Source organism: Pseudoalteromonas simplex (assembly GCF_015278155.1).
GTDB lineage: Bacteria > Pseudomonadota > Gammaproteobacteria > Enterobacterales > Alteromonadaceae > Pseudoalteromonas > Pseudoalteromonas simplex.
On the sequence record NZ_JADILN010000003.1, the window covers coordinates 168,879 to 192,668 of the forward strand.

The following is a 23,790-nucleotide window of genomic DNA, read 5'->3' on the forward strand; positions in this document are numbered from 1 at the left end:
GTATGCATACCGTTTATTTAGGTTTAGGTGCCAATTTAAACGCGCCACGTAAACAAATTCATGCTGCTGTCGCTGCCCTAAAAGCATTAGAAGATGTTGAGTTTGTTTGTGTATCCCATGATTACGCAAGCAAACCCATGGGGCCACAAGATCAACCCGATTATGTAAATGCGGTCGCATGTGTTAAAACTGCACTTATGCCAGAGCAGTTGCTTGATTTAACGCAAGCCATTGAGCTTGAGCATGGCCGTGTTAGAAAAGAACAGCGCTGGGGTCCGCGTACCCTTGATATAGATATTTTATTGTTCGGTAATGACGTAATAGACACCCCTCGCTTAACCGTGCCTCATTATGGCCTAACAGAGCGAGAGTTTGTTGTTTACCCCTTGTTGGAAATTGCACCAACACTTGTACTACCGAATAATCAATCACTTGCTGATATAACAAAAACGTTGCCTTTAAACGATTTACAACAACTCCCTCAGCAGTAATCAACCAAGGCTAAGCCTTAGAGGAAATTATGTCTAAAATCACCGTTTCAACCTTGAATAAAATGAAACAAGAACAACAAAAAATCACCGCATTAACAGCTTACGATGCCAGTTTTGCTAAATTGTTTCATGATAATGGCGTCGAGGTGATTTTAGTTGGTGACTCTTTAGGTATGGTATTGCAAGGTGCTGATGACACATTAGCAGTAACCAACACAGAGATTGCTTATCATACACGCTGCGTACGAGCAGGTAGCCGTGAATTATTTGTAATTGCTGACTTACCCTTTATGACCTATGCCAACCCAACTGATGCCTGTAAAAATGCTGCAGAGCTGATGCGTGCTGGGGCAAACATGATCAAGCTTGAAGGTGGCGAATGGCTGCACGACAGCATTCGTGCGATGACCCAACAAGGTATTCCAGTATGTGGCCACCTAGGCTTAACACCTCAGTCAGTGCATGTATTTGGTGGTTTTAAAATTCAAGGTCGTGAGCAATCTCAAGCTGATAAAATGGTTAGCGATGCGAAAGCACTTGAGGCGGCAGGTGCGCAGTTACTTGTTTTAGAATGTATTCCAAGTGAGCTTGCTAAACGTATTACTGATGAGCTGAACATTCCTACCATTGGTATTGGTGCAGGTAATCAAACTGATGGGCAAATCTTAGTAATGCACGACCTAGTTGGTATTTCGGCAGGCTATATTCCTAAGTTTTCAAAGAACTTTTTATTAGAAACCGGCAATATGCCAGCAGCAGTGCAAAAGTATTGTGAAGATGTAAAAAGTGGTGCTTTCCCAAGTACCGAACACGAGTTTAAATAAATGCAATCAATCACTGAAATCAAATCGTTACGCAGCCAAATCAAAGCTTGGCGTCAAGCGGGCCTGAGCATTGCACTAGTGCCTACTATGGGCAATTTACACCAAGGTCACTTTTCACTGGTTGAAAAAGCCAAAACCTTAGCTGATAAAGTGGTTGTGAGTATCTTTGTGAACCCAATGCAGTTTGGGGCTAACGAAGATCTTGATAGCTACCCACGTACACTTAACGAAGATAAACAAGGTTTAGCTGAACTCGGTACTGATATCGTGTTTACACCATCCGTTGAAACGATTTACCCAAATGGTTTAGGCGAGCAAAGCTTTGTCGATGTGCCGGGTGTTTCTATGGGTTATTGTGGCGGCTCGCGCCCTGGTCACTTCAAAGGCGTCGCAACCGTTGTTACTAAGTTATTTAATTTAGTACAGCCTGACTTTGCTTGTTTTGGTGAGAAAGACTTTCAGCAGCTGCAAGTGATTAAAACCATGACACGCGATTTATCTATCCCTGTAGAGATAATTGGCGTACCTACTTGCCGTGAAATCTCTGGGTTAGCAATGAGCTCTCGTAATGGCTATTTATCTGATGAGCAAAAAGACACTGCAAAAGTACTGTTTGCCACGTTAAATAATACAGCAACAGCACTGAAGCAAGGCAATGCAGACATTGCTACACTTGAGGCTGATGCAAAAGCACAGCTTGAAAGTGCAGGCCTTAAACCTGACTATTATGCGGTAGCAGAGCGCTCAACATTAAAGCCGGCAACAACGGCTGATAAACAACTTGTTATTTTAGCTGCTGCTTATTTGGGCTCAGTACGTTTAATTGACAATTTACAAGTTGAGCTGGATTAAATAGCAATAATCTGGGTAAGATGGATTGCAAATAAAAGACATAAACTAGGGATAAGCATGAAAAAACTACCTGCAATTGCAGCAACATTATTTGCTATGACATTACTGTCTGCTTGCTCAAATAAAATTGAAAACCCAGAAATGCAACAATGCGCTCAACAAAACTACCAATGCGAGGCAAGCTGTGAACAACAAAGCACCGCTGATGGCTTAGTTCATAAGGTGTGTAGTAACAAGTGCATTGAAGCTTATAATCAATGTAAAGCTAATGCCGAAAAATTAGGTGAAGTTAAATAATACTTACTTTTAGCTCGCTTATTAGGGCACTGAAACCTGTTCGGTGCCTGCACTTCTCTTCTCGATTACAATTTCATTTCCATAATTAAGCCTCTGGTAATTTTGTTCATATTTTTGTTTACCCTTTAATCTATTCATATTAGGGCAAGCTTTCGTTCATTAAACTTCTCTATATTGGTGACGAATAAACAACTGCAACCATGTAATTGTTTCTCACTAATTTCAAAATTTTACTCTTCGCATTTAACTGCACCAACTCAAAGTCATTGAGATTATTAGTTTTTATTTTGGGTTCAGTAATTGCTAAGGGATATGAATGAATTAACGTGATTTACGGCTAAAGGAAAATTGAATGAGACCAGAAACTCGAACCAAGCTCTTCAGTGCTGCTAAAAAGAAGACCTTATTGGGCGTATTATTAGCCATGAGCGCAGGTCATACATACGCAATTGAAGAACAAGAGCAATCAAACGTAACTAAAACAGAACAAACAGCCGTTAAAGTTCAAGCAGCCGAAAATGAAAAACTGGCCTCAAAGGAAAAGGCTGCTGTTGAGCTTAAGCCTGAGATGATCACTATTCCCCAAGAAAAGCTATTTGATGTTATCACTGCGCGTGCTAAAAAACTCGCTTCAGAGCCTTATGTAGCCCCGAAAGATCTTGAACTTGAGGCGCTCACAAGCATCAATTACCAAGACTACCGTGCAATCCGTTTTCGTACTGAGCAAGCAATTTGGAAAGATCAAAGCCTTTATGAAGTGCAGTTGTTCCACCCAGGCTTTTTATATCGTTCACCGGTTGCAATTAATACTCTTGAACAAAACGCTGAAGTAAAAAGTTTACCTTTTAAAACAGATTACTATCGTTATGATGCAACTGCTGCCCCGTTAGAGCAAGAGATCAGTACTGCGATTGCCAATACACAACTTGGCCATGCAGGTTTTCGTTTGCATTTTCCACTGAACAACAACCAGTACAAAGATGAAGTGGCTGTGTTCCAAGGTGCTTCATATTTTCGTTTAGTTGGTCCGCACCAAGTATATGGTCTGTCAGCCCGTGGACTTGCGGTGGATACTGCTCTTAGTTCAGGTGAAGAATTCCCTGTATTCAAAGAGTTCTGGTTAGTAAAACCAGCACCCGAAGATACCACTATCGTGCTCTACGCATTATTAGATAGCCCATCTGTGTCGGGCGCCTATCGTTTTGAATTAACACCTTCGACCAACACTGAAGTGAAAACTCAAATGCAAATTTTCGCCCGCAAAGACATCAAAAAGCTTGGTATTGCCCCGCTAACAAGTATGTTCTACCACGGTGAAAACAGTACAAAGTTCTTCGACGACTACCGCCCTGAAGTACATGACTCTGACGGCCTTCTAATGCAATCAGAACAAGGTCAATGGGTTTGGCGCGCACTCAATAACCCGAAGAAGCTAAGTGTCACTTCGTTTAGCTACGAGAACCCGAAAGGCTTTGGTCTTGCACAGCGAGACCGTGACTTTAATAACTACCTTGATACCGAAGCACATTATCACAACCGTCCGAGTATGTGGATTGAGCCAGAAGGTAATTGGGGTAAAGGGCGCGTTGAGTTAGTAGAGATCCCAACAGATACAGAAACCAACGACAATATTGTTAGCTACTGGGTGCCAGAGCAGCCAATGAAAGCCGGTGACAGCTTAAGCTTTAGTTACAAGCTTTCGACTTTCAATGCCACGCTTGCAACTCAAGATAAAGCGAGTGTGTTAAGAACTCGAATTGGTAGTGCAGCATTACCTGGTGAAGACAATCCACCACCAAAAAGCCACCGCCAATTTACCGTTGATTTTAGTGGCGAAACCATTAATCAACTATCAGCTAATTTTGCCATGCAAGCGGATCTTACACTCTCTGCTGGGCAAATAAGCGATAAAACGGTACAGCAGTTACCAAACAATCAAGGATGGCGCGTAGCCTTTAAAGTGGCGCCAGAGGGAGATAAGCCAGTTGATATGCGCTTATCGTTAAAACTACGTGATAAAGAAATCAGCGAGGTATGGAGCTATGTCTGGTATCCAAACGACGTCCAATAGTAAAGCGTTAGAAGCAACAGCAATGCCATTTAAGAAAACCCGCGCTTGGCTTTTTTCGAGCCTAGCGCTCAGCATTACCGCCTATGGCGTGTGGATCATGTTCGATATTTTAAATTCTAACGGCATGACACCGCTTGAGTACGCTTTACTGGCATTATTTACAGTCACCTTCGCGTGGATTGTTACAGCCTTTTGTAGTGGCTGTATGGGCTTTATCTTGCAATTATTTCGTATTGACCCGTTGACCTTAAAACGTCAAAAGCCAATCGAGATTAATCAGCATGCCTTGAGCCAAACGAAAACAGCCATTGTTATGCCTATCTACAACGAAGATACAGAGCGTGTAATTGCCGGTTTTGAGGTTAGCCTTCGCTCGCTGGCCAAAACAGGACAAATGCCACATTACGATTTTTACTTACTTAGTGATACGCAAGACCCTGAAATCGCACGTAATGAACTAAAAGCATGGAATGCTCTCACTAAGCGTTTAGGTGATTTAGCTGCGCATACTTTTTATCGTCGCCGTGAAGACAACAAACACCGTAAAGTAGGTAACTTAACTGATTTTTGTGAACGTTGGGGCAGCCAATACGATCATATGATTGTGCTTGATGCCGATAGCATTATGACGGGTCAATGTATGCTTGAACTGACTTCTAGCATGATCAGCAATCCAAAATCAGGTTTGATCCAGACGATCCCTATTCCGGTTCGCCAAGACACGTTTTTTGGTCGCTTTTTACAGTTTGCATCGATTTTATATAGCCCAATGTTGGCAACTGGTTCTGCTTTTTGGCAAACAAACCAAGCAAACTACTGGGGTCACAATGCAATTATTCGCGTTGAAGCATTTACAAAATGCTGCGGCCTGCCAGTTTTAAAAGGCAATGCCCCATTTGGCGGTGAAATCTTAAGTCATGACTTTGTTGAAGCCTCACTGCTACACCGTAGTGGTTGGGATGTGTTACTGCTGAGTGATGTTGAAGGTAGCTACGAAGAAGTGCCAAGTAACATTCTCGATTACGCAATTCGAGATAGACGATGGGTGCAAGGAAATATCCAGCATTTAGGTTTATTGCCTAAATCTGGCCTTAAGCTAATGAGTAAAATGCACTTTTTATTTGGTGCCACAGCGTATATTTCATCGTTAATCTGGTTATCAATGCTGGCATTAAGTACCTTAGATGCAGTGACTCGTGCTCTTAATAGCGACGTATACTTTAACCATGCTTATCAGCTTTTCCCAACCTGGCAAATTGCCAAAACGGATCTAATTGATTCGTTGTTATTCATTACTGCCGTATTACTGTTACTACCTAAATTAATGGGTATTATTGTGACTTTAGTACACCGTAATAAAGCCTTTGGTGGCACGATGAAGCTAATTGCAGGTTCACTCATCGAAACGGTTTTTGCTATTGTGATTGCGCCGCTAATGATGGTATTCCATAGCTATTTTGTCGTGTGCGTATTTTTAGGTAAAAAAGTGAGCTGGGATGCACAGCCTCGTGAAGGTAGAATGGTACCGTGGAAGGAAGCGATTGGTTATACGTTATTTTCGACTATTACCGCGATTATTTGGGGCTCGGTTGCTTACTATTACACACCGACCTTCTTTTGGTGGTTATCACCTATTTTAGTGGGCCTTATTTTAGCAGCGCCAATTGTACGTTACTCAAGCAGCATCGGCTTAGGTGTGAAAATGCGTAAAATGGGCTTATTCTTATGTCCAAGTGAAGTTGAAAACGATGATACCTTAGCGGCACTTCGTGTACATCAACAAGAAATTGGTTTACCTAAGGATGAGCACGCTAACTTTAGTGTACCTGCACTACCTAATGAATATCCAACGGTAATGCCAATTCAAAGCTTTAAGGCTCCCTCGGGTAAAAAGCGTAAGCAAGTACGCCTTGCTCAGCAACGCATTAAGGCAAAATTATTTGCTAAAAGCTAAACGAAAAAAAACCGCTCACTGAGCGGTTTTTTCGTCTATGTCTGTATGGTTGTTACAGAAGGCCTAGCTTTTTAAGTTCAGCCATTGCCATTTTACCTGAAAGTGGCACATAGCCATCTTTCTCAACAATTTTTTGACCGTCTACAGAAAGAACCATTTTTAAGAACTCTGCATCGATTGGTGAAAGCGGCTTGTTAGGGTGCTTGTTCACGTAAACGTATAAGAAACGAGATAGTGGGTATTTACCTGTTGCTACGTTTTCTAATGTTGCATCAACAAAGTTGTCGCCTTTCTTAGAAAGTGGAACCGTACGTACACCTGATGTTTTATAACCGATACCTGAGTAACCAATCGCGTTCACTGAAGAAGAGATTGACTGAACTACAGATGCAGAACCAGGTTGTTCGTTTACGTTGTTACGGAAGTCACCTTTACAAAGTGCTTTCTTCTTGAAGTAACCGTAAGTACCCGATACTGAGTTACGACCGTAAAGCTGGATATCTTTTGCTGCCCAATCGCCCTCAAGACCTACTTCGCTCCAACGATTAACCTGTGCATCAGCACCACATTTACGTGTTGAAGAGAAAATCGCATCAACTTGGTCAATACGTAAACCTTTGATTGGGTTATCTTTGTGTACGAATACAGCAAGAGCATCGATTGCAACGCGTACTTCAGTTGGCTTGTAGCCGTAACGCTTTTCGAATGCTTCAATTTCTTTTGACTTCATACGACGGCTCATTGGGCCGAAGTTTGCTGTCCCTTCAGTTAATGCTGGAGGAGCAGTTGAAGAACCCGCTGCTTGGATTTGAATGTTTACGTTTGGATAGAAGCGCTTGTACTCTTCTGCCCAGAACGTCATCATGTTTGCAAGCGTGTCAGAACCTACAGATGAGAAGTTACCAGAGATACCACTTACTTTAGTGTACTCAGGCATATCTTTATCAACTGCAGCTGCTTGTGCTGATACAAATGTTGTTACAGCCACACCCATTGCGGCAACGAGATTTTTGAATTTCATAGGGGTTACTCCGATTTGTTCGTCCCATTTCCTAACTGCGGTCTACTCTAATGACACTAGATGACAGTTAGATTACCCTTAAATGACATTTTTATGACTTTGCAGTTTTCTTAATATTATCTGTTAAACGCACGACTTTTTCGCTACCAAATGCAAACGCAAAGGTCGAGCCTTGGCCTAATTTACTGCTGATATCTAAACGACTGTCATGCCTTGTAAGTACATGTTTTGTAATCGCTAAACCTAATCCAGACCCACCTGTAGTGCGGCTACGAGCCTTATCAACACGATAAAAACGTTCCGTTAAACGGTTAATATGTTCAGCAGCAATACCATCACCATTATCGGTCACACTAAATGCGGCTTGGTTATTTTTAAGCTGCCAATCAACCACAATCTTGCCACCGGGCTTGGTGTAATGAATGGCGTTAAACACAAGGTTAGAAAAGGCACTTCGTAATTCATCTTCGGCCCCTTTAATGTCTAAGCTCGCATCAACATTAAAGATAAGCTCATGGCCTTTGTCTTGGTTTAATGACTGTGCTTCGGTTTGAATATAGGTAAGTAACTGCGGCACATTAACCGGCTTATCGTTATCTTGACGACGTGCCCCTTCAATACGCGACAACGACAATAATTGATTAACCAGACTGTCCATGCGCTTACATTGTTCAAGCATGGTAGTTTGCGCTTTTTGCCACATTGCAGGAGGTGGTAAGCTATCTGAATCAAGCATTTCTAAGTAACCGGTTACCACTGTAAGTGGTGTTCTCAGCTCATGAGAAACATTGGCCACAAAATCTTTACGCATCTGCTCAAGTTGCTTTAAGCGAGTAACATCACGCACCACCATCATCAACTGTGAACTTGCATAGGGCATAACACGAAACTCTAAGGTTTGATCGTAGCTGTGGCCACCATCAAGCTCGAGCGGTTCATCGAAACAGGCTTTATTCATGTACTTTGCAAACTTAGGATCGCGAATAAGATTATCTAAGCGTTGCCCATGATCGGTAGGCCACTGTAACCCTAAAACCTTTAAAGCCAATTGGTTACACCAAATGATGCTGAGATCTTTTTGTAAAACCACTACCGCATCAGGCACAGCCTCGGCGCCATCACGAAAGCGGCGTATTAAGTCTGCAAGTTCATTACGTTTTTTACGGTTTCGATGTTGTAAGTGATAGATCCCTTCAAAGACTTGCTCCCACGCTCCCTCCCCTTCGGGTGGGTTGAAACTACGTTGATTAAGAAGCCAATCGCTGAGGCGATATAATTGATGATAATGCCAAATTAGCAGTGCAAAAGAGCCTAAAAATAAAAGCAAAAAAGGCGCACCTACAAGTACGCCAACTAATAACAAGGGTAAGAAATACATAAACAGGCGTTTTGCTAACGCCTGTTTATTCACTACTCGATACATACACTCACTTTACCTTAAGTATGTAAATTAGCTTGTTAAGGTCATTGCTATGACACTTATAATTTACTTGAAAAACGATAGCCTGCACCGCGAACGGTTTGTACTAAACGGTCATGCCCTAATGGTGCAATCGCTTTACGTAGACGACGAATATGTACATCAACTGTACGGTCTTCTACATATACATTTGTTCCCCATACATGATCAAGTAATTGTTCACGGCTGTAAACACGTTCTGGATGTGTCATGAAGAAATGGAGTAATCTAAATTCAGTAGGACCCATATCTAATTCACTCCCTTCTGATGTTACACGGTGTGAGATTGGATCAAGGCGTAAACCATGAACTTCAATGGCTTCTTCTAATGAGGTTGGTGAAACACGGCGAATAACCGCTTTAATGCGCGCCATTAATTCTTTAGGAGAAAATGGTTTTGTTACGTAATCATCAGCACCTACTTCAAGACCGCGTACTTTGTCTTCTTCTTCACCGCGAGCTGTTAGCATGATGATAGGAATTTGACGAGTGTATTCGTTTTGCTTAAATTTTTTCGCAATTTGAATACCGCTACCACCTGGTAACATCCAATCTAATAAAACCATATCTGGGTATGGTTCTACCATAGCTTCAATTGCAGAGTCATAATCTTCTGCTTCAATTGCTTGAAAACCATTTTGCTCTAGAACAAAAACCAGCATCTCTCTGATAGGCGCTTCGTCATCGACGACTAGTACTTTACGTGACATTCCAATTTATCTCTTTCGTTAGCGAACTGGTTTCATTATTATGACTAAGTATGACATTTTTATGAAAGTCTAACGAGTAATTCAAAAAGCGCAAAAAAATCAATGCAAAAATAGCCATTTTTTACGCTTTAATAGTAAATTTCGGATTAAAAGTCATACCTTAAAGTGACTGCCAAGTGATCTTCATCAGCATTATTATCTAGTGAAAACTGCGTATACCACATGTACATACGTGCTTGTTTTGACAGGCTTCGTTCAACGCCAACAGAGGTACCACTCCCCGAATCTTTTAACTTACCGAAGTTACCATCAGTATCTTGGTATTGCGCCAATAACTTATATTTATCTATTTTGTAGGATGCACTTACCAAAAAGCCATCTTCTTTATCAGAACCAGCTACTTTTTCGCTTTGTTGATACATACCACCTAAGGTTAAATCGCCTAATTTACCTTGCGCCGTAAACCGTGTTGTATCACAACCGGCTACTTTACTGTCGTGGGCAACACTGACAAAGTAAGGCGCTTTTTTAAATTTACTATCACCATACATAAAGGCCGCAGAGATACCGGTTTCTTCGTCTTGTTTAGAATTATCTTCAGCAATATAGGTGACCACAAATTGCATATTGCCGACAATTGGCGAGCTATAATGAACCACATCGCCAAGGCGATTTTCGCCATTAAATAAGGCTTTAACATCACCATTAAAGTCGTTCATTAAATCAATTTTACCCTGCGATACTTTTAACGCTGTATCATGTCGACCAAGCACTACCTGCCCATAACTGCCTTGAAGACCAACATATTGGTTACGAGCGGTAATATTCTCTTCTGTTTTACCATCGCTATCTTGATCAGCCGCATTTACTGCAAATTCAAACTTATATACAGCTTTTAATCCATCACTTATTTCACCACTGCCTTTGATACCCATACGTGAACTGTAGCTCTCAATAGACGTTTCGCTGCCATCGCCAGTGTCGCTATTAGCAATTCCTAAATGGGCCCGACCATACACATCTACAGCTTCGGCAACACTATGAAAAGAAATAAAGCATATTGCAAAGCTCGACAACATCATGGCAGGTTTGTTCATGGTAGCGATCCTTAATTTAAGCAGTAACTTAAAAATCGAACATAAAGGGCTTTTGGTCAAGGCAAGGTGGCTATATTTCACACAAAAATCACGGATCACTGATCTACTAACTCTATCAGATCAAGATCAGGTTTTTACTAAGTTGATCAGCCCGAGATCAGTATTTTACTTAGAGAATAAGATAACTTGTTGATTTAATGTTAAGGGGATCAGTATTTAGTTTAAAAGCTGAGCAAAGAAAAGCCGATGATCAGTGCGTAACTAGTAAAATAATGATCCGTGAAAGCGAAGGTTAGTAAAACACTGATCCTGAAAAACACGAGTAAGTAAATCGCTGATCCGTCTTGATCAAGGCAATAAAAAACCGGCATGCAAGCCGGCTTTTTCAACTTATTATCAATTACTTGATTTGTGGATCAAGTTCACCTGATAAGTATTTAAGGTGCATATCATCTAAAGAGATAGGCTTGATCTTACCAGCTTGGCCTGCCGTACCAAACGCTTCGTAGCGAGCAACACAGATCTCAGTCATTGCTTTCGTTGCTTCAGCTAAGTATTTACGTGGATCGAAGTTAGCTGGGTTTAAAGCTAAGTGGCGACGAATTGCACCTGTAGATGCTAAACGAAGATCGGTATCGATATTTACTTTACGAACACCGTATTTAATACCTTCGATGATTTGCTCTACTGGCACACCATAGGTTTCAGGGATTTCACCACCGTATTGGTTGATCACTTCTAACCACTCTTGTGGCACTGAAGACGAACCATGCATTACCAAGTGCGTGTTAGGAATACGCGCGTGGATCTCTTTGATGCGATCAATCGCTAAGATATCGTCTGTTGGTGGACGCGTGAATTTGTACGCACCATGTGATGTACCACAAGCAATAGCAAGTGCATCAACTTGAGTTTTACGAACGAAATCAGCGGCTTCTTCAGGATCTGTTAGCATTTGATCAGTAGATAATTTACCTTCTGCACCCACGCCGTCCTCTTCACCTGCTTCACCTGTTTCAAGTGAACCTAAAACACCTAACTCGCCTTCTACAGACACACCACAAGCATGTGCCATTTCAACAGTTTGACGAGTAACATCAACATTGTATTCATAACTTGAAGGAGTTTTACCATCAGACATTAATGAGCCATCCATCATAACTGATGAAAAGCCTAACTGGATTGAACGCTGACATACACCTGGTGAAGTACCGTGGTCTTGGTGCATTACGACTGGAATATGTGGCCATTCTTCAACGGCAGCTAAAATCATATGACGAATAAAAGGGGCACCAGCATAGGCACGCGCGCCTGCTGAACCTTGTACAATTACCGGGCTGTTTGTTTTGTCAGCCGCTTCCATAATTGCGCGCATTTGCTCTTGGTTATTAACGTTAAAAGCAGGTACGCCGTAACCATTTTCAGCTGCATGATCAAGAAGTTGTCGCATACTGATTAAAGCCATTTGGTATTCTCCAAATTGTATCGACAGTAGTTTCCTACTATCTAGTTTGAACGGATAAGTTATTTTTTGATGCATCACTGCATCACGAAAAGCTCGCGCCTACCGTAACAGCTGTAAATAAAACGAGGGTGAGAGGTATTTTATTAACAGCTAAACCAGCGTAATTACCTAATAACTACGCTGGCATACGCACTAATTACTTAGCACGTTCTTCAAGCATAGCAACTGCTGGTAATTTTTTCCCTTCTAAAAATTCAAGGAAAGCACCACCACCGGTTGAAATGTAAGAAACTTTATCGGCAATGCCGTATTTATCAATCGCTGCAAGCGTATCACCGCCACCAGCAATCGAGAATGCACTTGAGTTAGCAATCGCATCAGCAATAGCACGTGTGCCGTTGCCAAATTGGTCAAATTCAAATACACCTACTGGACCATTCCATACAACGGTGCCTGCATTAGCAATGATTTTTGCTAATTGGTTTGCTGTATCAGGACCAATATCGAAGATCATGTCTTCGTCTGTTACTTCATTCACATCTTTTAGTGTTGCCACTGCAGATTCTGAGAACTCATTACCTACAACAACATCAGTTGGTACCGGGATTTCACCGTTATTAGCTTTTGCTGCCGCACTTAATTTATTTGCTTCATCAATTAAATCAGCTTCAAATAAAGACTTACCTACTGGGTGACCTGCTGCTGCGATGAAGGTATTAGCGATACCACCACCTGTTACAAGTTGGTCAACCACTTTAGAAAGTGAATCAAGTACAGTTAACTTAGTCGATACTTTAGAGCCACCAACGATAGCAACTAAAGGACGAGCTGGGTTATCAAGCGCTTTACCTAGTGCGTCTAACTCTGCCGCAAGTAGTGGACCTGCACATGCAACATCAGCAAATAAACCCACACCGTGAGTCGATGCTTGTGCACGGTGAGCCGTACCAAATGCGTCCATTACGTAAACATCACATAATGCAGCTAGTTTTTTAGACAATGCTTCGTCGTTTTTCTTTTCGCCAGCGTTAAAACGCACGTTTTCGAAAACAACCACTTCGTTATCAGCAACGTCTACGCCTTCTAGGTAGTCTTTTTCAAGACGAACTGTTTGCTCAAGGGCATCATTTAAATAATTAACCACAGGGGCAAGTGAAAACGCTTCATCATATTCCCCTTCCGTAGGGCGGCCAAGGTGTGACATCACCATTACTTTAGCGCCTTTTTCTAACGCTAATTTGATAGTTGGTAATGCTGCACGAATACGCGCATCAGAGGTCACTTTACCTTCTTTTACAGGCACATTTAAATCTTCACGAATTAACACGCGTTTGCCGTTTAAATCTAAATCTGCCATTTTAATGACCGACATGGACTTCTCCTTAGTTAACGATACTAATATTATATTTATAAATTATTGGCTTACAGCCATCATCGCACGCGCAGTGTCGAGCATACGATTCGCAAAGCCCCACTCATTATCGCACCACACTAACAACTTTATCAGTCGTTTATGACTAACACGTGTCTGAGTGCCATCTATGATACAAGAATGTGGGTCATGATTAAAATCTACCGATACCAATGGCTCTTCAGTGTAACTTAAAATACCGTCAAGGCGGTCTTTTGCAGCTAACTTAAGTGCTTGATTGACAGTCGCTAAATTCACATCGGTATTCACTGTTACACTTAAATCCATCGCCGTCACGTTGATAGTGGGTACCCTAACAGCAATGGCTTCAAAGCGACTATGAAACTTAGGCAAAATACGCTCAATACCACGAGCAAGCTTTGTATCTACCGGAATAATAGATTGGCTTGCAGCACGAGTGCGGCGTAAATCATGATGATACGCATCAATCACTTGCTGATCATGCATCGAGGCATGAATCGTTGTAATAGCCCCAGATTCAATCGAAAATGCGTCATCCAGCACTTTAATCACTGGCACAATACAGTTTGTGGTACATGAACCGTTTGAAACAATCGTATGTTCAGCTTTTAGCTCATCATCGTTAATACCATACACAATTGTGGCATCGACATCAGCATCTGCAGGCTGCGAAAACAATACTTTTTTTGCACCAGCAGCTAAGTGTAGTTCTGCATGTTCACGAGAGTGATACACCCCAGTACATTCAAGAACCACATCAACATCAAGCGTTTGCCATGGCAGTTCTGCAGGGTTTTCTTCTGCAAATAAGGCTATAGAGTCGTTAGCAACCGTTAAAGTATCTTCGCCAAGATTAACTGGAAATGAAAAGCGGCCATGAGATGTATCGTATTTAAGGAGATGGGCAATGCCCTTAGGGTCGGCTAATTCGTTAATAGCGACAATTTTGATTTGATCTTCAAGCCCAGACTCATACAGAGCACGGACGATGTTGCGCCCAATTCGACCAAAACCATTAATTGCAAGTTTGATTGCCATGAAGAAGAAAATCCACTCTATTTGCTTGCAGATAAAGGCAGCTGCCTTTTAGATGGCGGTATTGTAATCGACCTGAAGAGTTTTTATAAGAGGTCAGCAAAAATAAAAATTGCTTAGCATATTTTAGATGGCGCAGTTTTGGTAATCGACCTTAGACATTTTTATAAGAGGGCAAGGTAAATAAAACTGCGTTAGCAACCTCAATCTTACTTTTTTCCTTTATAGCCAGCGACGAACAGATTTTTGGTATTGCTGGTATGCTGACCCAAACTTCTCAGCCATAAACGTTTCTTCTGGCATAATTTGAAATCGATTCATATAGAGAATAAATATCGGCAGCATTATAAAACTCGCAATATTACCAAGATAAATTCCCCAACCGACTAGCATTAGTAACATACCAACATACATTGGGTTACGGCTAAATTGATAAACACCACTTGTAACAAGACTCGCTGACTTTTCTGGAATTCGAGGGTCAACAGTCGTGCCTTGCTTACGAAATTGATAAACCCCTAATAAAGCAAACATCACACCTGAAAATGCTATGAGTATTGCTACAAAAGATGATGCAAAAAACGAGAAGCTAAAACTCGTAAACAACTCTGCTATGCCCCACATCATCAACGCAATGATCAGCAGTAGCACAACTGGGGGCACTTTTAATTCTAACTGATTCACACAAGCTCCCCTACTTTCAATGCCTTACCACGACTAATTTGATGACACTGGGCTAAGAATAACTCGGCCGTTGCCATGGCATCAGTCAGGGCATGGTGCGAGCTGTAATGCGGTAAGTTGTAGCGCTTACGGCATTCGCTAAGTGTTAAATCATCGTGGCCAATTTCGTGGCCTTGCTGGTGCAAGCGTTTTTTTTCAATAACGAAGGTATCAAGAATTAAACGCGCTTTTGCATCTAAACCAAGTGTTCTGCAGGCCTGTTTTAAAAACCCCCAATCAAGTGCCGCGTTATGAAACACTAAAATGCACTCACCAAAATGCTGATGCAGCTTGCCAAGAATGCTTTCGAGGCTTTCACCTGTATCTATGTCTTGTTTTGCAATACCGTGATAAATCGGGCTTTGCTCTAAGCTTTGCACGTCTTTATTTATTAAGTGCTGCGCACCGCTGAGTTTAATGCATTGTTCTTCTATCATCACCCACGCCACCGAGACAATTTCGTGCTGGCGAGGATCTAGGCCCGTTAATTCCATGTCTATCACTACGTAGCGTTCTTTATAGGCATCGGCTGCCAAGAGTTGCTTGCGCGCTAAATACCGACTTAACCAGCGTTTAACCATACCCTCTCCTATAAACTACCGCGAGCAAATTTAAATGCGGCAGCTTGCTGTGCCTGTTTAACCAAATAAAATGCTTCTTTTAATTGATGTCGCTCCAATGAATTCAACGCATTTGGGTTAATACAGTTGCTTGGCAATCCCTCTTCGTTAATTTGTGTGCCTAAACGCAGCTGGGTTAAAAAGCGCCAACAGTCTTTTAGGTTATATAAATCATCTTTATTGAGTAGCGAAAATTTCATTAATGCATCAATACGCTCTTGCGTATTAGCACGCTGAATACCCGCTTTGAGGGAATATAAACGTACTATGTCGTTAATGATCACCACACCGCGTTTTTTTAAGTCGAGGTACTTATGCTGCTTTTCGTCTTTCTCTAATTTAAATTGATTAAACAAACCAATGGGCACTGGCGTATTTTTAATGTCGCTGGCCATAGCCGCATAGAATAAGTCATTTTTAGAAATGCGTTTTAGCTGCTCACAAAAGCGCGCATATAAGGTAGTGGAACCTTCAATAAAACGTAGGTCAAAAAATATCTTACAATTGAGCATCGCCTCTGGTGTAGGTGAGGTGATCCACTTATGAAACTTTTCTGTCCAAGCATTAATGCCCATACGGCACTGTGCATTGCTCGCCATAATATTGCCAGGGCAACGTTTTATACCGCACTCAATTAAATGCTCACAGACATACTCGCCCATGCGCTTAAAGTAATCGTGTTGTTCTTCTGTTAAATCATCAGGTAGCAACAGGCCATTATCTTGGTCAGAATGCAGTGTTTGTTCTTCTCGTGCTTGTGAACCAAAACAAATAAAACTAAAGCTGGTTGGTGCCGCACCATTATCTTCTTGGAACAAACGAATTAACCGCGAAGTCAACGCATCGGTTAAGCCACTTAATAATTTACCAATCAAGGAGATGTCATCAATATTGTTTGAAAAACCTTTTAATAAACCGGGTATCTCTTGCGAATAACGCTTTAAATCAACCACGCTGTGCGCTTTGTAAATTCGTCCAATCAATTGTACTGGGTCGCTTTTTTGCTGACGCAGTAAATCAGTACTGGTGAGCATACCAAGCGGTTTGTGATGTTCATCAAGCACAGGTAAATGGTGAATATTGTGCTTAAGCATTAAGTGTAGCGCCGAAAACACGCGGTTATTTTCAAAAATAAACTTGGGCTTACACGTCATGATGCTACTTACTGACTCTTGTGGGTCAACCTCATCGGCTAATACGCGGTTGCGTAAGTCTCTGTCGGTCACGACTCCTACAAGACGCTCATGTTCAGTCAACATAATCGATGAAACACCCTGTTGTTTCATTTTTTTAGCGGCTTGACGAATACTTGCATCTGGCGCCAAGGTGACGGCTTTGCGATTCATCAACTCGCAAATTTTTTTCTCCGACCAACTGTCGTTTTGACTTTTATAATGAGACGACAATAAACGGTTTTTATGGGCACGAACAAAGTATTGCTCAAACACTTTATACTCACGGCGTAAGTAATCAAATGCCGCTTGGTTAAGCATGTAAACAATGCCTTCCTTTTGCACTGAAATGCTATTTTGAATTGCTTCGCCAGTTAACAATGAAGGAAAACCAAAGTAATCGCCACTTGATAACTTAGTGATCACATCGCCTTTTGGGTCAACTAAATCATAATCGCCAGAGCGAATTAAAAATAATCTTAGATTATCCGAACTTAACCACTGATTTTGATTCTCACGGGTCAAATAAATAATATCGAGATGGTTTACAAAATACTCACTGGCAGCGCCATCAAGCTGATTAAATGGCGTTTGCTGCATCACAAATTGGGCGACTTCCTGTTGCTCGGTATTCATGGTCATTCTCGCTATATAATAGAGACAATATCTACACTACCCCTGTTTGAAATAAATAAAAAGCCCGACTTAAGTCGGGCTTTTAAACGTCAAGAGTGTGTTCTTATAAAATGGTTTTATTAGTGCGCGTGTGCTGCGCTCGAACCTTTAGGGTTACGGATACCTTCAACCATTTCTTGGATTTCAACTGGTGTTTCAGCCGTTAGTTTAAGTACGATAGCTGCAACTACAAAGTTAACAATCATACCAATAAGACCGATACCTTCAGGTGAAATACCAAATAACCAGTTTGCCGGTGTATTCAACTCAGGGCTTACGAACTTGAAGTAGATAATATAAGCCGCTGTGAATGTAATACCTGTCACCATACCCGCAATCGCACCTTCTTTATTCATCTTCTTAGAGAAGATACCCATAATGATGGCTGGGAAGAAGCTCGCCGCTGCTAAGCCGAAGGCGAAGGCAACAACCGAGGCCACGAACCCTGGCGGGTTAATACCAAAGTAAGCTGAAATCACAATCGCTATCATCGCAGCTAAGCGCGCTGCAAGTAGCTCTTGTTTGTCACTTATATCTGGTTTTAAGGTACGTTTTAATAAGTCATGGGATACCGAGGTCGAGATCACCAATAGTAAGCCTGCTGTTGTTGATAGCGCTGCTGCGATACCACCTGCTGCGACTAATGCAATCACCCATGCTGGTAAGTCTGCGATCTCAGGGTTTGCAAGTACCATGATGTCGCGGTCAACTTTAACTTCGTTTGCGCTGTTTGGATCATCAATCTTACCTGCTGAGTAGAACATTTTGCCGTCACCATTTTTATCGTTAAAGGTGATTAGGCCTGTTCTTTCCCAGTTTTTAACCCATGCTGGTGCTTCTGCGTACTCTGTACCGCTTCCGTCTTTACCGTTAATTGTATCAATCATGTTTACACGAGCGAATGACGCTACAGCAGGTGCTGTTGTATAAACGACTGCAATGAAAACAAGTGTCCATGCAGCTGAGATACGCGTGTCTTTAACACGTGGAACAGTGAAGAAACGAACGATTACGTGCGGTAAACCTGCAGTACCAACCATTAATGCGCCTGTAATTGCGAATACATCAATCATGCTCTTCGAGCCTTCGGTGTACTGCGCAAAGCCAAGCTCGGTACTGAGTCCATCTAGTTTATCAAGTACAAACTGTCCTGAGCCATCGCTAAGGGTTGCACCGAAACCGGTTTGTGGGAAGAAGTGACCTGTCATCATCATTGAAATGAAGATTGCTGGAACAAGGTAAGCAAATACTAGTACACAGTACTGAGCTACTTGCGTATATGTAATCCCCTTCATACCGCCTAATACAGCGTAGAAGAATACAATCACCATACCAATGTAAACACCGGTCTCAATATCTACTTCTAAGAAGCGAGAGAAAACCACACCTACACCACGCATTTGACCTGCGATATATGTGAAACAGATAAAAATAGCACATAAAATTGCAACAACACGTGCAGCTTGTGAGTAATAACGGTCACCGATGAAATCAGGTACCGTGAACTTACCAAACTTACGTAGGTAAGGAGCTAAACAAAGTGCAAGTAGTACATAACCACCTGTCCAACCCATTAGATATACACCACCGTCATAACCCGCAAACGAGATAATACCCGCCATTGAGATAAACGATGCTGCACTCATCCAGTCAGCAGCGGTTGCCATACCATTTGCTAGCGGCGGTACACCGCCCCCTGCAACATAGAATTCATTTGTTGACCCAGCACGAGCCCAGATTGCGATGCCGATATAAAGCGCGAAGCTTAAACCGACGATAATAAACGTGAGTGTTTGAACATCCATTGCTTAGCTCCTATTCGTCTACGCCGTATTTTTTATCTAACGTATTCATTTTGAAAACGTAAACAAAAATCAAAGCAACAAAGGTGTAAATAGCGCCTTGCTGGGAGAACCAGAAGCCGAGTTTAAACCCAAAGAAACGTATCTCGTTAAGTACGTCTACCAGTAAAATGCCGAAGCCAAATGACACGACAAACCAAATTGCTAATAATTTAAATAGCAGTGCGAGGTTTTCCGCCCAATAAGCTTTTGCTTGTTCTTCATCTTTAAAAGCCATTTTTTATCCCCTTATGCATTACAAGAAAGTAATGAGTGGTATTAGTTGTCATTAACTAAGTTAGCAAGGGTTCTGATTTATGGAATTGAGACCATAGTCGTAACAGTTAGTTTACGTTTACGTAAACTGCAAAACACCGTTTGTTAACGAATGGTAAAAAGCAATATTTAACAACAACTTAACCTATAAAGATAAATTTGCGAAATAGCGAAAATAGTAAAAACGAATGATCTGCGACATTAGTCTAATAACAGCGCATAAAACAGTACTATCTTTTAAATATCAACAACTTGCTTTTTATTAATTTTTATTGCAAAAAATCTAGCCATCGAAATCGCGCATAATTCTGGTAAGGTAGTGTTATTACAATAATTACTGAATTTAAACATGACAGCTGCGCTTTTATTTGTTGCACTCGCCTATATTGGCGTGTTGTTTTGGTTGGCAAATTGGGGAGACAAAACCACTCCTCTTGCAAAAAGAATTAGTCACCACCCATTTGTTTATTCTTTTTCACTAGGGATTTACTGTACGTCTTGGACCTACTATGGTTCGGTTGGTACAGCAGCCACCAGCAGTTGGAACTACTTACCTATTTTAATTGGCCCTGCGCTGCTATTTTTCTTCGGCCAAGGGTTTTTACGTAAATTAGTACTGGTCAGTAAAAAGCAAAATATCACGACCATCGCCGACTTTATTTCTGCTCGCTATGGTAAACGGCAAACCACCGCGATTATGGTAACGATTATCGCTTTATTAGCGACTATTCCGTATATCGCACTGCAATTAAAAGCACTAAGTAGCAGCTTCTTACTGCTGCAAAACGACGATCGTATTTCGGGATCTATGCTGGCCCTTTCAGCAACACTTATCATGGCAATGTTTGCGATATTCTTTGGTACTCGTAAGGTGGATGTAACCGAATATCGCTCGGGGCTGATGCTGGCTGTTGCCTTTGAATCGATGATTAAATTACTGGCTTTAGTGGCCGTTGCTGGGCTTGCTTTATACACATTATTTAATTTAACTTCGGTGCAAACCGAGCAACTAAAGGGCTCTATTTGGCAGCACTGGCATAACTTCGACTTTTTTAGCTTTAACTTTATCGGTCAGTCATTAATGGCAGCTGCGGCGATTATCTGTTTACCAAGGCAGTTCCATGTAACTGTGGTCGATAACCAAGATAAACGCCATCTTTATACAGCCCGCTGGGCATTCCCCCTGTATTTGTTACTGACTGCGGCAATGATTTTCCCTATTGCAACAGCAGCTATACACCCAGGCATTGGAAGTGGCTTCTCTCCAGATAGCTTTGTATTAGCCCTACCGCTGATGCACGAAAACGCCTTTTTAACGACCTTTGTATTTATCGGTGGTCTATCTGCGGCTACAGCGATGATTGTTGTAGCCACACTCACGCTCAGCACTATGATCTCAAACGATGTGGTATTGCCGCTAATGCTGCGTCGTAAGTTTAAACGTAACCTCATCACCAGCAGCTATAAATCACAAATTCTGTTAGTTAGACGATTCACAATTGCTGGCATTTTGATTTTGTCGTATTTCTACCAGCAATGGTTTGGCCATGGTAAAGCTTTGGCTAGTATGGGTTTAGTGGCCTTTTCTTTAGTGTCGCAATTACTGCCTGCTATTGTGGGTGGTCTATATTGGCGAAAAGGCCATGCTTATGGGGTTTATGCGGGATTATTAGCAGGCTTCATTTGCTGGGTTTTATTCTTAATGCTACCTATTTTAGATGCAGGCAATACCTTAAACGCAGAGCTACAACAAACACTCATTACTCGTGGCACCCTCATTGCTTTATTTGCCAATATTGGCTGTTACATTAGTTTTTCGCTCGGTGCAGATGAGCGTTTAATTGATAAAATTCAGGCAGCTGCCTTTGTTAATCCTAAAGATCAAGCTGTGTTTGCTAGACGCTTGAATAAAAATGTGAAAGCCACCGTCTACGACTTTAAGGTTCTGCTACAAACCTTCTTGGGCGTACAGCGCTCGCAACAAGTTTTAGCCCATTACTCCTTAACTCATAACTTAGATAATAATAACGCACACCCAGAACCTGAGTTTATTGCCTATTGTGAACGCGCCTTAACTGGTGTGCTTGGTGCCTCTTCAGCACAGGCGCTGATCCACACAGTTGCCTCTGGTAAACGCATGGCCTTTGAAGAAGTCGTTAACTTTTTTGATGAAACCACACAAGCTCTGCAATTTAACCAAAACCTATTATTCACCTCACTTGAAAACCTCAGCCATGGTATTTCTGTTGTTGATAAAGAGCTTAATTTAGTGGCATGGAATAAGCGCTACGCAGAAATGTTTGACTACCCAGAAAACTTTTTAGAGGTTGGTCAACCCATAGAGGAAGTGATCCGCTACAATGCCGAGCGCGGCGAGTGTGGTCCAGGTGAAGTTGAGCGCCATGTAGAAAAGCGCGTGCAGCATCTTAAAAACGGCACGCCCCACCACTTTATTCGCCACCGCCGTAATGGCCAAGTGTTCGAAATGATTGGTAACCCACTGCCAGATGGTGGCTTTGTAACAAGTTTCTCTGATGTTACCACGCATATCGAAACGCAAAATGCGCTTGAAGAAGTAAACATGGACCTTGAAAACCGTATTGAAGCGCGTACTCAAGAAATCCGTACTATCAATAAAGATTTACAAGCACAAATCGATAGCCGAGTACAAACTGAGCAAGCACTTACTTTAGCTAAAAAAGAGGCAGAACAAGCTAATGACAGTAAAACGCGATTTTTAGCCTTAGCAAGTCACGATATTTTACAACCGCTGAATGCGGCGCGCCTGTACCTTGCAGCCATTGATGATAAAACCCTCTCGAACAACAACTTAAATAACTTTGAAAAGCTTGGCGCAAGTTTAGATTCAACGGTGCATTTGATGTCTGCGCTGTTAGAAATTGCCAAGCTCGAGCAAGGGGCAATGACGCCAACTCCACGTCACTTTAGTATTGATGACATACTTGCCCCGCTTAAGAACGAATACGCCATTATGTCGAGCGAAAAAGGCTTAAAGCTGACGGTGCGTTCAAAAGGAGTTATCGTTCACAGTGATATCACTTATTTACGACGAATTATTCAAAACTTGGTGTCAAATGCAGTTAAATACACTGATAGTGGCCGAGTTTTAATTGCTTGTCGCAAACGCAAACATCATTTACGTATTGAAGTATGGGACACAGGCCCCGGCATTACAGAAGTAGAGCAAGCGAAGATCTTTAATGACTTTTATCGTATTGAAGCCGGTGATAACAAAGGGGTTGGCCTTGGCTTAGGAGTTGTAAAACGAATGGCCGACTTACTTTCTTTACGATTAGATGTCAGTTCAACGCCTGGCAAAGGTAGCCGCTTTAGTATTGAAGTACCTTATGGTGAAAGCCAATTTATTCAACAAAAAGAGGCACCTAAAAAAGGTGTTGAGAACCGCAGTGCAATGAATATTATTGCGGTGGATGATGACCCAGAAAACCTTAATGCCATGGCAAGCCTATTGCAAAAGTGGCAGGCCAATTATCAGCTCTTTGATCAAGTTGAAACCGTGATGGCCTATGCCAAAGAGCACCGAGCGCCCGATGTGATCTTAATGGATTATCAGCTCGGTCATGATTGCGATGGCATCACGCTTATTAAAACCCTACGAGAAATTTGGCAAAGCCCAGTACCGGCGATTTTAATCACAGCGGTACGTGATGAAACGCTAAAACAGCAAACCAAAGAAGAGCAAATTCATTACCTTAGTAAACCTGTTAAGCCCGCAAAACTCAAAGCACTGCTTAACCACAGTACTTAACAAAAGCGCTGAACTAACGTTTTT

19 protein-coding genes are annotated in these 23,790 nt (G+C 41.8%); 7 read left to right on the forward strand and 12 right to left on the reverse strand.

Translation table 11 applies throughout. The features are described 5' to 3' along the window. Positions 1 to 2: 2 nt before the first annotated feature. The 6 genes from folK (at position 3) to mdoH (ending at position 6,489) form a co-directional block, all read left to right on the forward strand. A complete protein-coding gene (gene folK, locus IRQ78_RS08260; protein ID WP_054551177.1) occupies positions 3 to 491 on the forward strand; it encodes a 2-amino-4-hydroxy-6-hydroxymethyldihydropteridine diphosphokinase in 489 nt (162 codons plus the stop codon). A gap of 29 nt (positions 492 to 520) precedes the next feature. Beyond that, the gene (panB, locus tag IRQ78_RS08265; RefSeq protein ID WP_054551176.1) at positions 521 to 1,315 is read left to right on the forward strand and encodes a 3-methyl-2-oxobutanoate hydroxymethyltransferase; all 795 of its coding nucleotides are present in this window, start codon (positions 521 to 523) and stop codon (positions 1,313 to 1,315) included. Continuing rightward, entirely contained in the window at positions 1,316 to 2,167 is an 852-nt protein-coding gene (panC, locus tag IRQ78_RS08270; protein ID WP_054551175.1) for a pantoate--beta-alanine ligase, read from the forward strand. Positions 2,168 to 2,263: 96 nt separating this feature from the next. Further along, positions 2,264 to 2,464 carry a hypothetical protein gene (locus tag IRQ78_RS08275; protein ID WP_370625252.1) on the forward strand — a complete coding sequence of 67 codons (201 nt, stop codon included), beginning with the start codon at positions 2,264 to 2,266 and terminating at the stop codon, positions 2,462 to 2,464. A gap of 352 nt (positions 2,465 to 2,816) precedes the next feature. After that, positions 2,817 to 4,535 carry a glucan biosynthesis protein gene (locus IRQ78_RS08280; RefSeq protein ID WP_054551173.1) on the forward strand — a complete coding sequence of 573 codons (1,719 nt, stop codon included), beginning with the start codon at positions 2,817 to 2,819 and terminating at the stop codon, positions 4,533 to 4,535. Then, positions 4,507 to 6,489: a glucans biosynthesis glucosyltransferase MdoH gene (gene mdoH, locus IRQ78_RS08285; RefSeq protein WP_054551172.1), complete on the forward strand. Its 1,983-nt coding sequence runs from the start codon at positions 4,507 to 4,509 to the stop codon at positions 6,487 to 6,489. The genes IRQ78_RS08280 and mdoH overlap by 29 nt, the downstream gene beginning before the upstream one ends. Before the next feature lie 52 nt (positions 6,490 to 6,541). Here mdoH and IRQ78_RS08290 read toward each other — a convergent pair whose 3' ends face one another. From IRQ78_RS08290 to IRQ78_RS08345, 12 genes are all read right to left on the reverse strand, one after another. After that, the gene (locus IRQ78_RS08290) at positions 6,542 to 7,510 is read right to left on the reverse strand and encodes a PstS family phosphate ABC transporter substrate-binding protein (protein WP_054551171.1); all 969 of its coding nucleotides are present in this window, start codon (positions 7,508 to 7,510) and stop codon (positions 6,542 to 6,544) included. Between the two features lie 91 nt (positions 7,511 to 7,601). Beyond that, entirely contained in the window at positions 7,602 to 8,933 is a 1,332-nt protein-coding gene (gene phoR / locus IRQ78_RS08295) for a phosphate regulon sensor histidine kinase PhoR (RefSeq protein ID WP_054551170.1), read from the reverse strand. A gap of 56 nt (positions 8,934 to 8,989) precedes the next feature. Continuing rightward, positions 8,990 to 9,679, reverse strand: coding sequence for a phosphate regulon transcriptional regulator PhoB (gene phoB, locus IRQ78_RS08300; protein ID WP_054551169.1), 690 nt, complete (start codon positions 9,677 to 9,679; stop codon positions 8,990 to 8,992). A 146-nt stretch (positions 9,680 to 9,825) separates the two neighbouring features. Beyond that, the gene (locus IRQ78_RS08305; protein ID WP_054551168.1) at positions 9,826 to 10,776 is read right to left on the reverse strand and encodes a porin; all 951 of its coding nucleotides are present in this window, start codon (positions 10,774 to 10,776) and stop codon (positions 9,826 to 9,828) included. A gap of 400 nt (positions 10,777 to 11,176) precedes the next feature. Continuing rightward, complete coding sequence (gene fba, locus IRQ78_RS08310; RefSeq protein WP_054551166.1) at positions 11,177 to 12,241, reverse strand: class II fructose-bisphosphate aldolase; 1,065 nt, start codon at positions 12,239 to 12,241, stop codon at positions 11,177 to 11,179. Between the two features lie 196 nt (positions 12,242 to 12,437). Then, positions 12,438 to 13,613 (reverse strand): phosphoglycerate kinase, encoded by a 1,176-nt coding sequence (locus IRQ78_RS08315; protein WP_054551165.1) that lies wholly within the window; start codon positions 13,611 to 13,613, stop codon positions 12,438 to 12,440. A 42-nt stretch (positions 13,614 to 13,655) separates the two neighbouring features. Continuing rightward, entirely contained in the window at positions 13,656 to 14,672 is a 1,017-nt protein-coding gene (epd, locus tag IRQ78_RS08320) for an erythrose-4-phosphate dehydrogenase (RefSeq protein WP_054551164.1), read from the reverse strand. Positions 14,673 to 14,891: 219 nt separating this feature from the next. After that, positions 14,892 to 15,353 carry a methyltransferase family protein gene (locus tag IRQ78_RS08325; protein ID WP_138618566.1) on the reverse strand — a complete coding sequence of 154 codons (462 nt, stop codon included), beginning with the start codon at positions 15,351 to 15,353 and terminating at the stop codon, positions 14,892 to 14,894. Further along, positions 15,350 to 15,973, reverse strand: coding sequence for a 3'-5' exonuclease (locus IRQ78_RS08330; RefSeq protein ID WP_138618564.1), 624 nt, complete (start codon positions 15,971 to 15,973; stop codon positions 15,350 to 15,352). The genes IRQ78_RS08325 and IRQ78_RS08330 overlap by 4 nt, the downstream gene beginning before the upstream one ends. Before the next feature lie 8 nt (positions 15,974 to 15,981). Then, positions 15,982 to 17,820 (reverse strand): DUF294 nucleotidyltransferase-like domain-containing protein, encoded by a 1,839-nt coding sequence (locus IRQ78_RS08335; RefSeq protein ID WP_054551335.1) that lies wholly within the window; start codon positions 17,818 to 17,820, stop codon positions 15,982 to 15,984. Positions 17,821 to 17,939: 119 nt separating this feature from the next. Continuing rightward, on the reverse strand, positions 17,940 to 19,664 hold the full coding sequence (locus IRQ78_RS08340) for a sodium:solute symporter family protein (RefSeq protein ID WP_054551161.1): 1,725 nt from the start codon (positions 19,662 to 19,664) through the stop codon (positions 17,940 to 17,942). Positions 19,665 to 19,674: 10 nt separating this feature from the next. Then, positions 19,675 to 19,938: a DUF4212 domain-containing protein gene (locus tag IRQ78_RS08345; RefSeq protein WP_054551160.1), complete on the reverse strand. Its 264-nt coding sequence runs from the start codon at positions 19,936 to 19,938 to the stop codon at positions 19,675 to 19,677. A gap of 387 nt (positions 19,939 to 20,325) precedes the next feature. Between IRQ78_RS08345 and IRQ78_RS08350 the strand changes: the two genes are divergently transcribed. After that, positions 20,326 to 23,766 carry a PAS domain-containing hybrid sensor histidine kinase/response regulator gene (locus tag IRQ78_RS08350; protein WP_194441793.1) on the forward strand — a complete coding sequence of 1,147 codons (3,441 nt, stop codon included), beginning with the start codon at positions 20,326 to 20,328 and terminating at the stop codon, positions 23,764 to 23,766. Positions 23,767 to 23,790 lie beyond the last annotated feature (24 nt).

What these genes read in the sequence shown, in the direction of transcription:
- IRQ78_RS08290 (WP_054551171.1), bottom strand. Translation starts at nt 7,510, where the DNA reads ATGAAATTCAAAAATCTCGTTGCCGCAATGGGTGTGGCTGTAACAACA.
- mdoH (WP_054551172.1), top strand. Translation starts at nt 4,507, where the DNA reads ATGTCTGGTATCCAAACGACGTCCAATAGTAAAGCGTTAGAAGCAACA.
- IRQ78_RS08305 (WP_054551168.1), bottom strand. Translation starts at nt 10,776, where the DNA reads ATGAACAAACCTGCCATGATGTTGTCGAGCTTTGCAATATGCTTTATT.
- phoR (WP_054551170.1), bottom strand. Translation starts at nt 8,933, where the DNA reads ATGTATCGAGTAGTGAATAAACAGGCGTTAGCAAAACGCCTGTTTATG.
- IRQ78_RS08275 (WP_370625252.1), top strand. Translation starts at nt 2,264, where the DNA reads ATGACATTACTGTCTGCTTGCTCAAATAAAATTGAAAACCCAGAAATG.
- panB (WP_054551176.1), top strand. Translation starts at nt 521, where the DNA reads ATGTCTAAAATCACCGTTTCAACCTTGAATAAAATGAAACAAGAACAA.
- IRQ78_RS08350 (WP_194441793.1), top strand. Translation starts at nt 20,326, where the DNA reads ATGACAGCTGCGCTTTTATTTGTTGCACTCGCCTATATTGGCGTGTTG.
- panC (WP_054551175.1), top strand. Translation starts at nt 1,316, where the DNA reads ATGCAATCAATCACTGAAATCAAATCGTTACGCAGCCAAATCAAAGCT.
- fba (WP_054551166.1), bottom strand. Translation starts at nt 12,241, where the DNA reads ATGGCTTTAATCAGTATGCGACAACTTCTTGATCATGCAGCTGAAAAT.
- IRQ78_RS08345 (WP_054551160.1), bottom strand. Translation starts at nt 19,938, where the DNA reads ATGGCTTTTAAAGATGAAGAACAAGCAAAAGCTTATTGGGCGGAAAAC.
- IRQ78_RS08280 (WP_054551173.1), top strand. Translation starts at nt 2,817, where the DNA reads ATGAGACCAGAAACTCGAACCAAGCTCTTCAGTGCTGCTAAAAAGAAG.
- IRQ78_RS08335 (WP_054551335.1), bottom strand. Translation starts at nt 17,820, where the DNA reads ATGAATACCGAGCAACAGGAAGTCGCCCAATTTGTGATGCAGCAAACG.
- IRQ78_RS08330 (WP_138618564.1), bottom strand. Translation starts at nt 15,973, where the DNA reads ATGGTTAAACGCTGGTTAAGTCGGTATTTAGCGCGCAAGCAACTCTTG.
- folK (WP_054551177.1), top strand. Translation starts at nt 3, where the DNA reads ATGCATACCGTTTATTTAGGTTTAGGTGCCAATTTAAACGCGCCACGT.
- epd (WP_054551164.1), bottom strand. Translation starts at nt 14,672, where the DNA reads ATGGCAATCAAACTTGCAATTAATGGTTTTGGTCGAATTGGGCGCAAC.
- IRQ78_RS08340 (WP_054551161.1), bottom strand. Translation starts at nt 19,664, where the DNA reads ATGGATGTTCAAACACTCACGTTTATTATCGTCGGTTTAAGCTTCGCG.
- phoB (WP_054551169.1), bottom strand. Translation starts at nt 9,679, where the DNA reads ATGTCACGTAAAGTACTAGTCGTCGATGACGAAGCGCCTATCAGAGAG.
- IRQ78_RS08315 (WP_054551165.1), bottom strand. Translation starts at nt 13,613, where the DNA reads ATGTCGGTCATTAAAATGGCAGATTTAGATTTAAACGGCAAACGCGTG.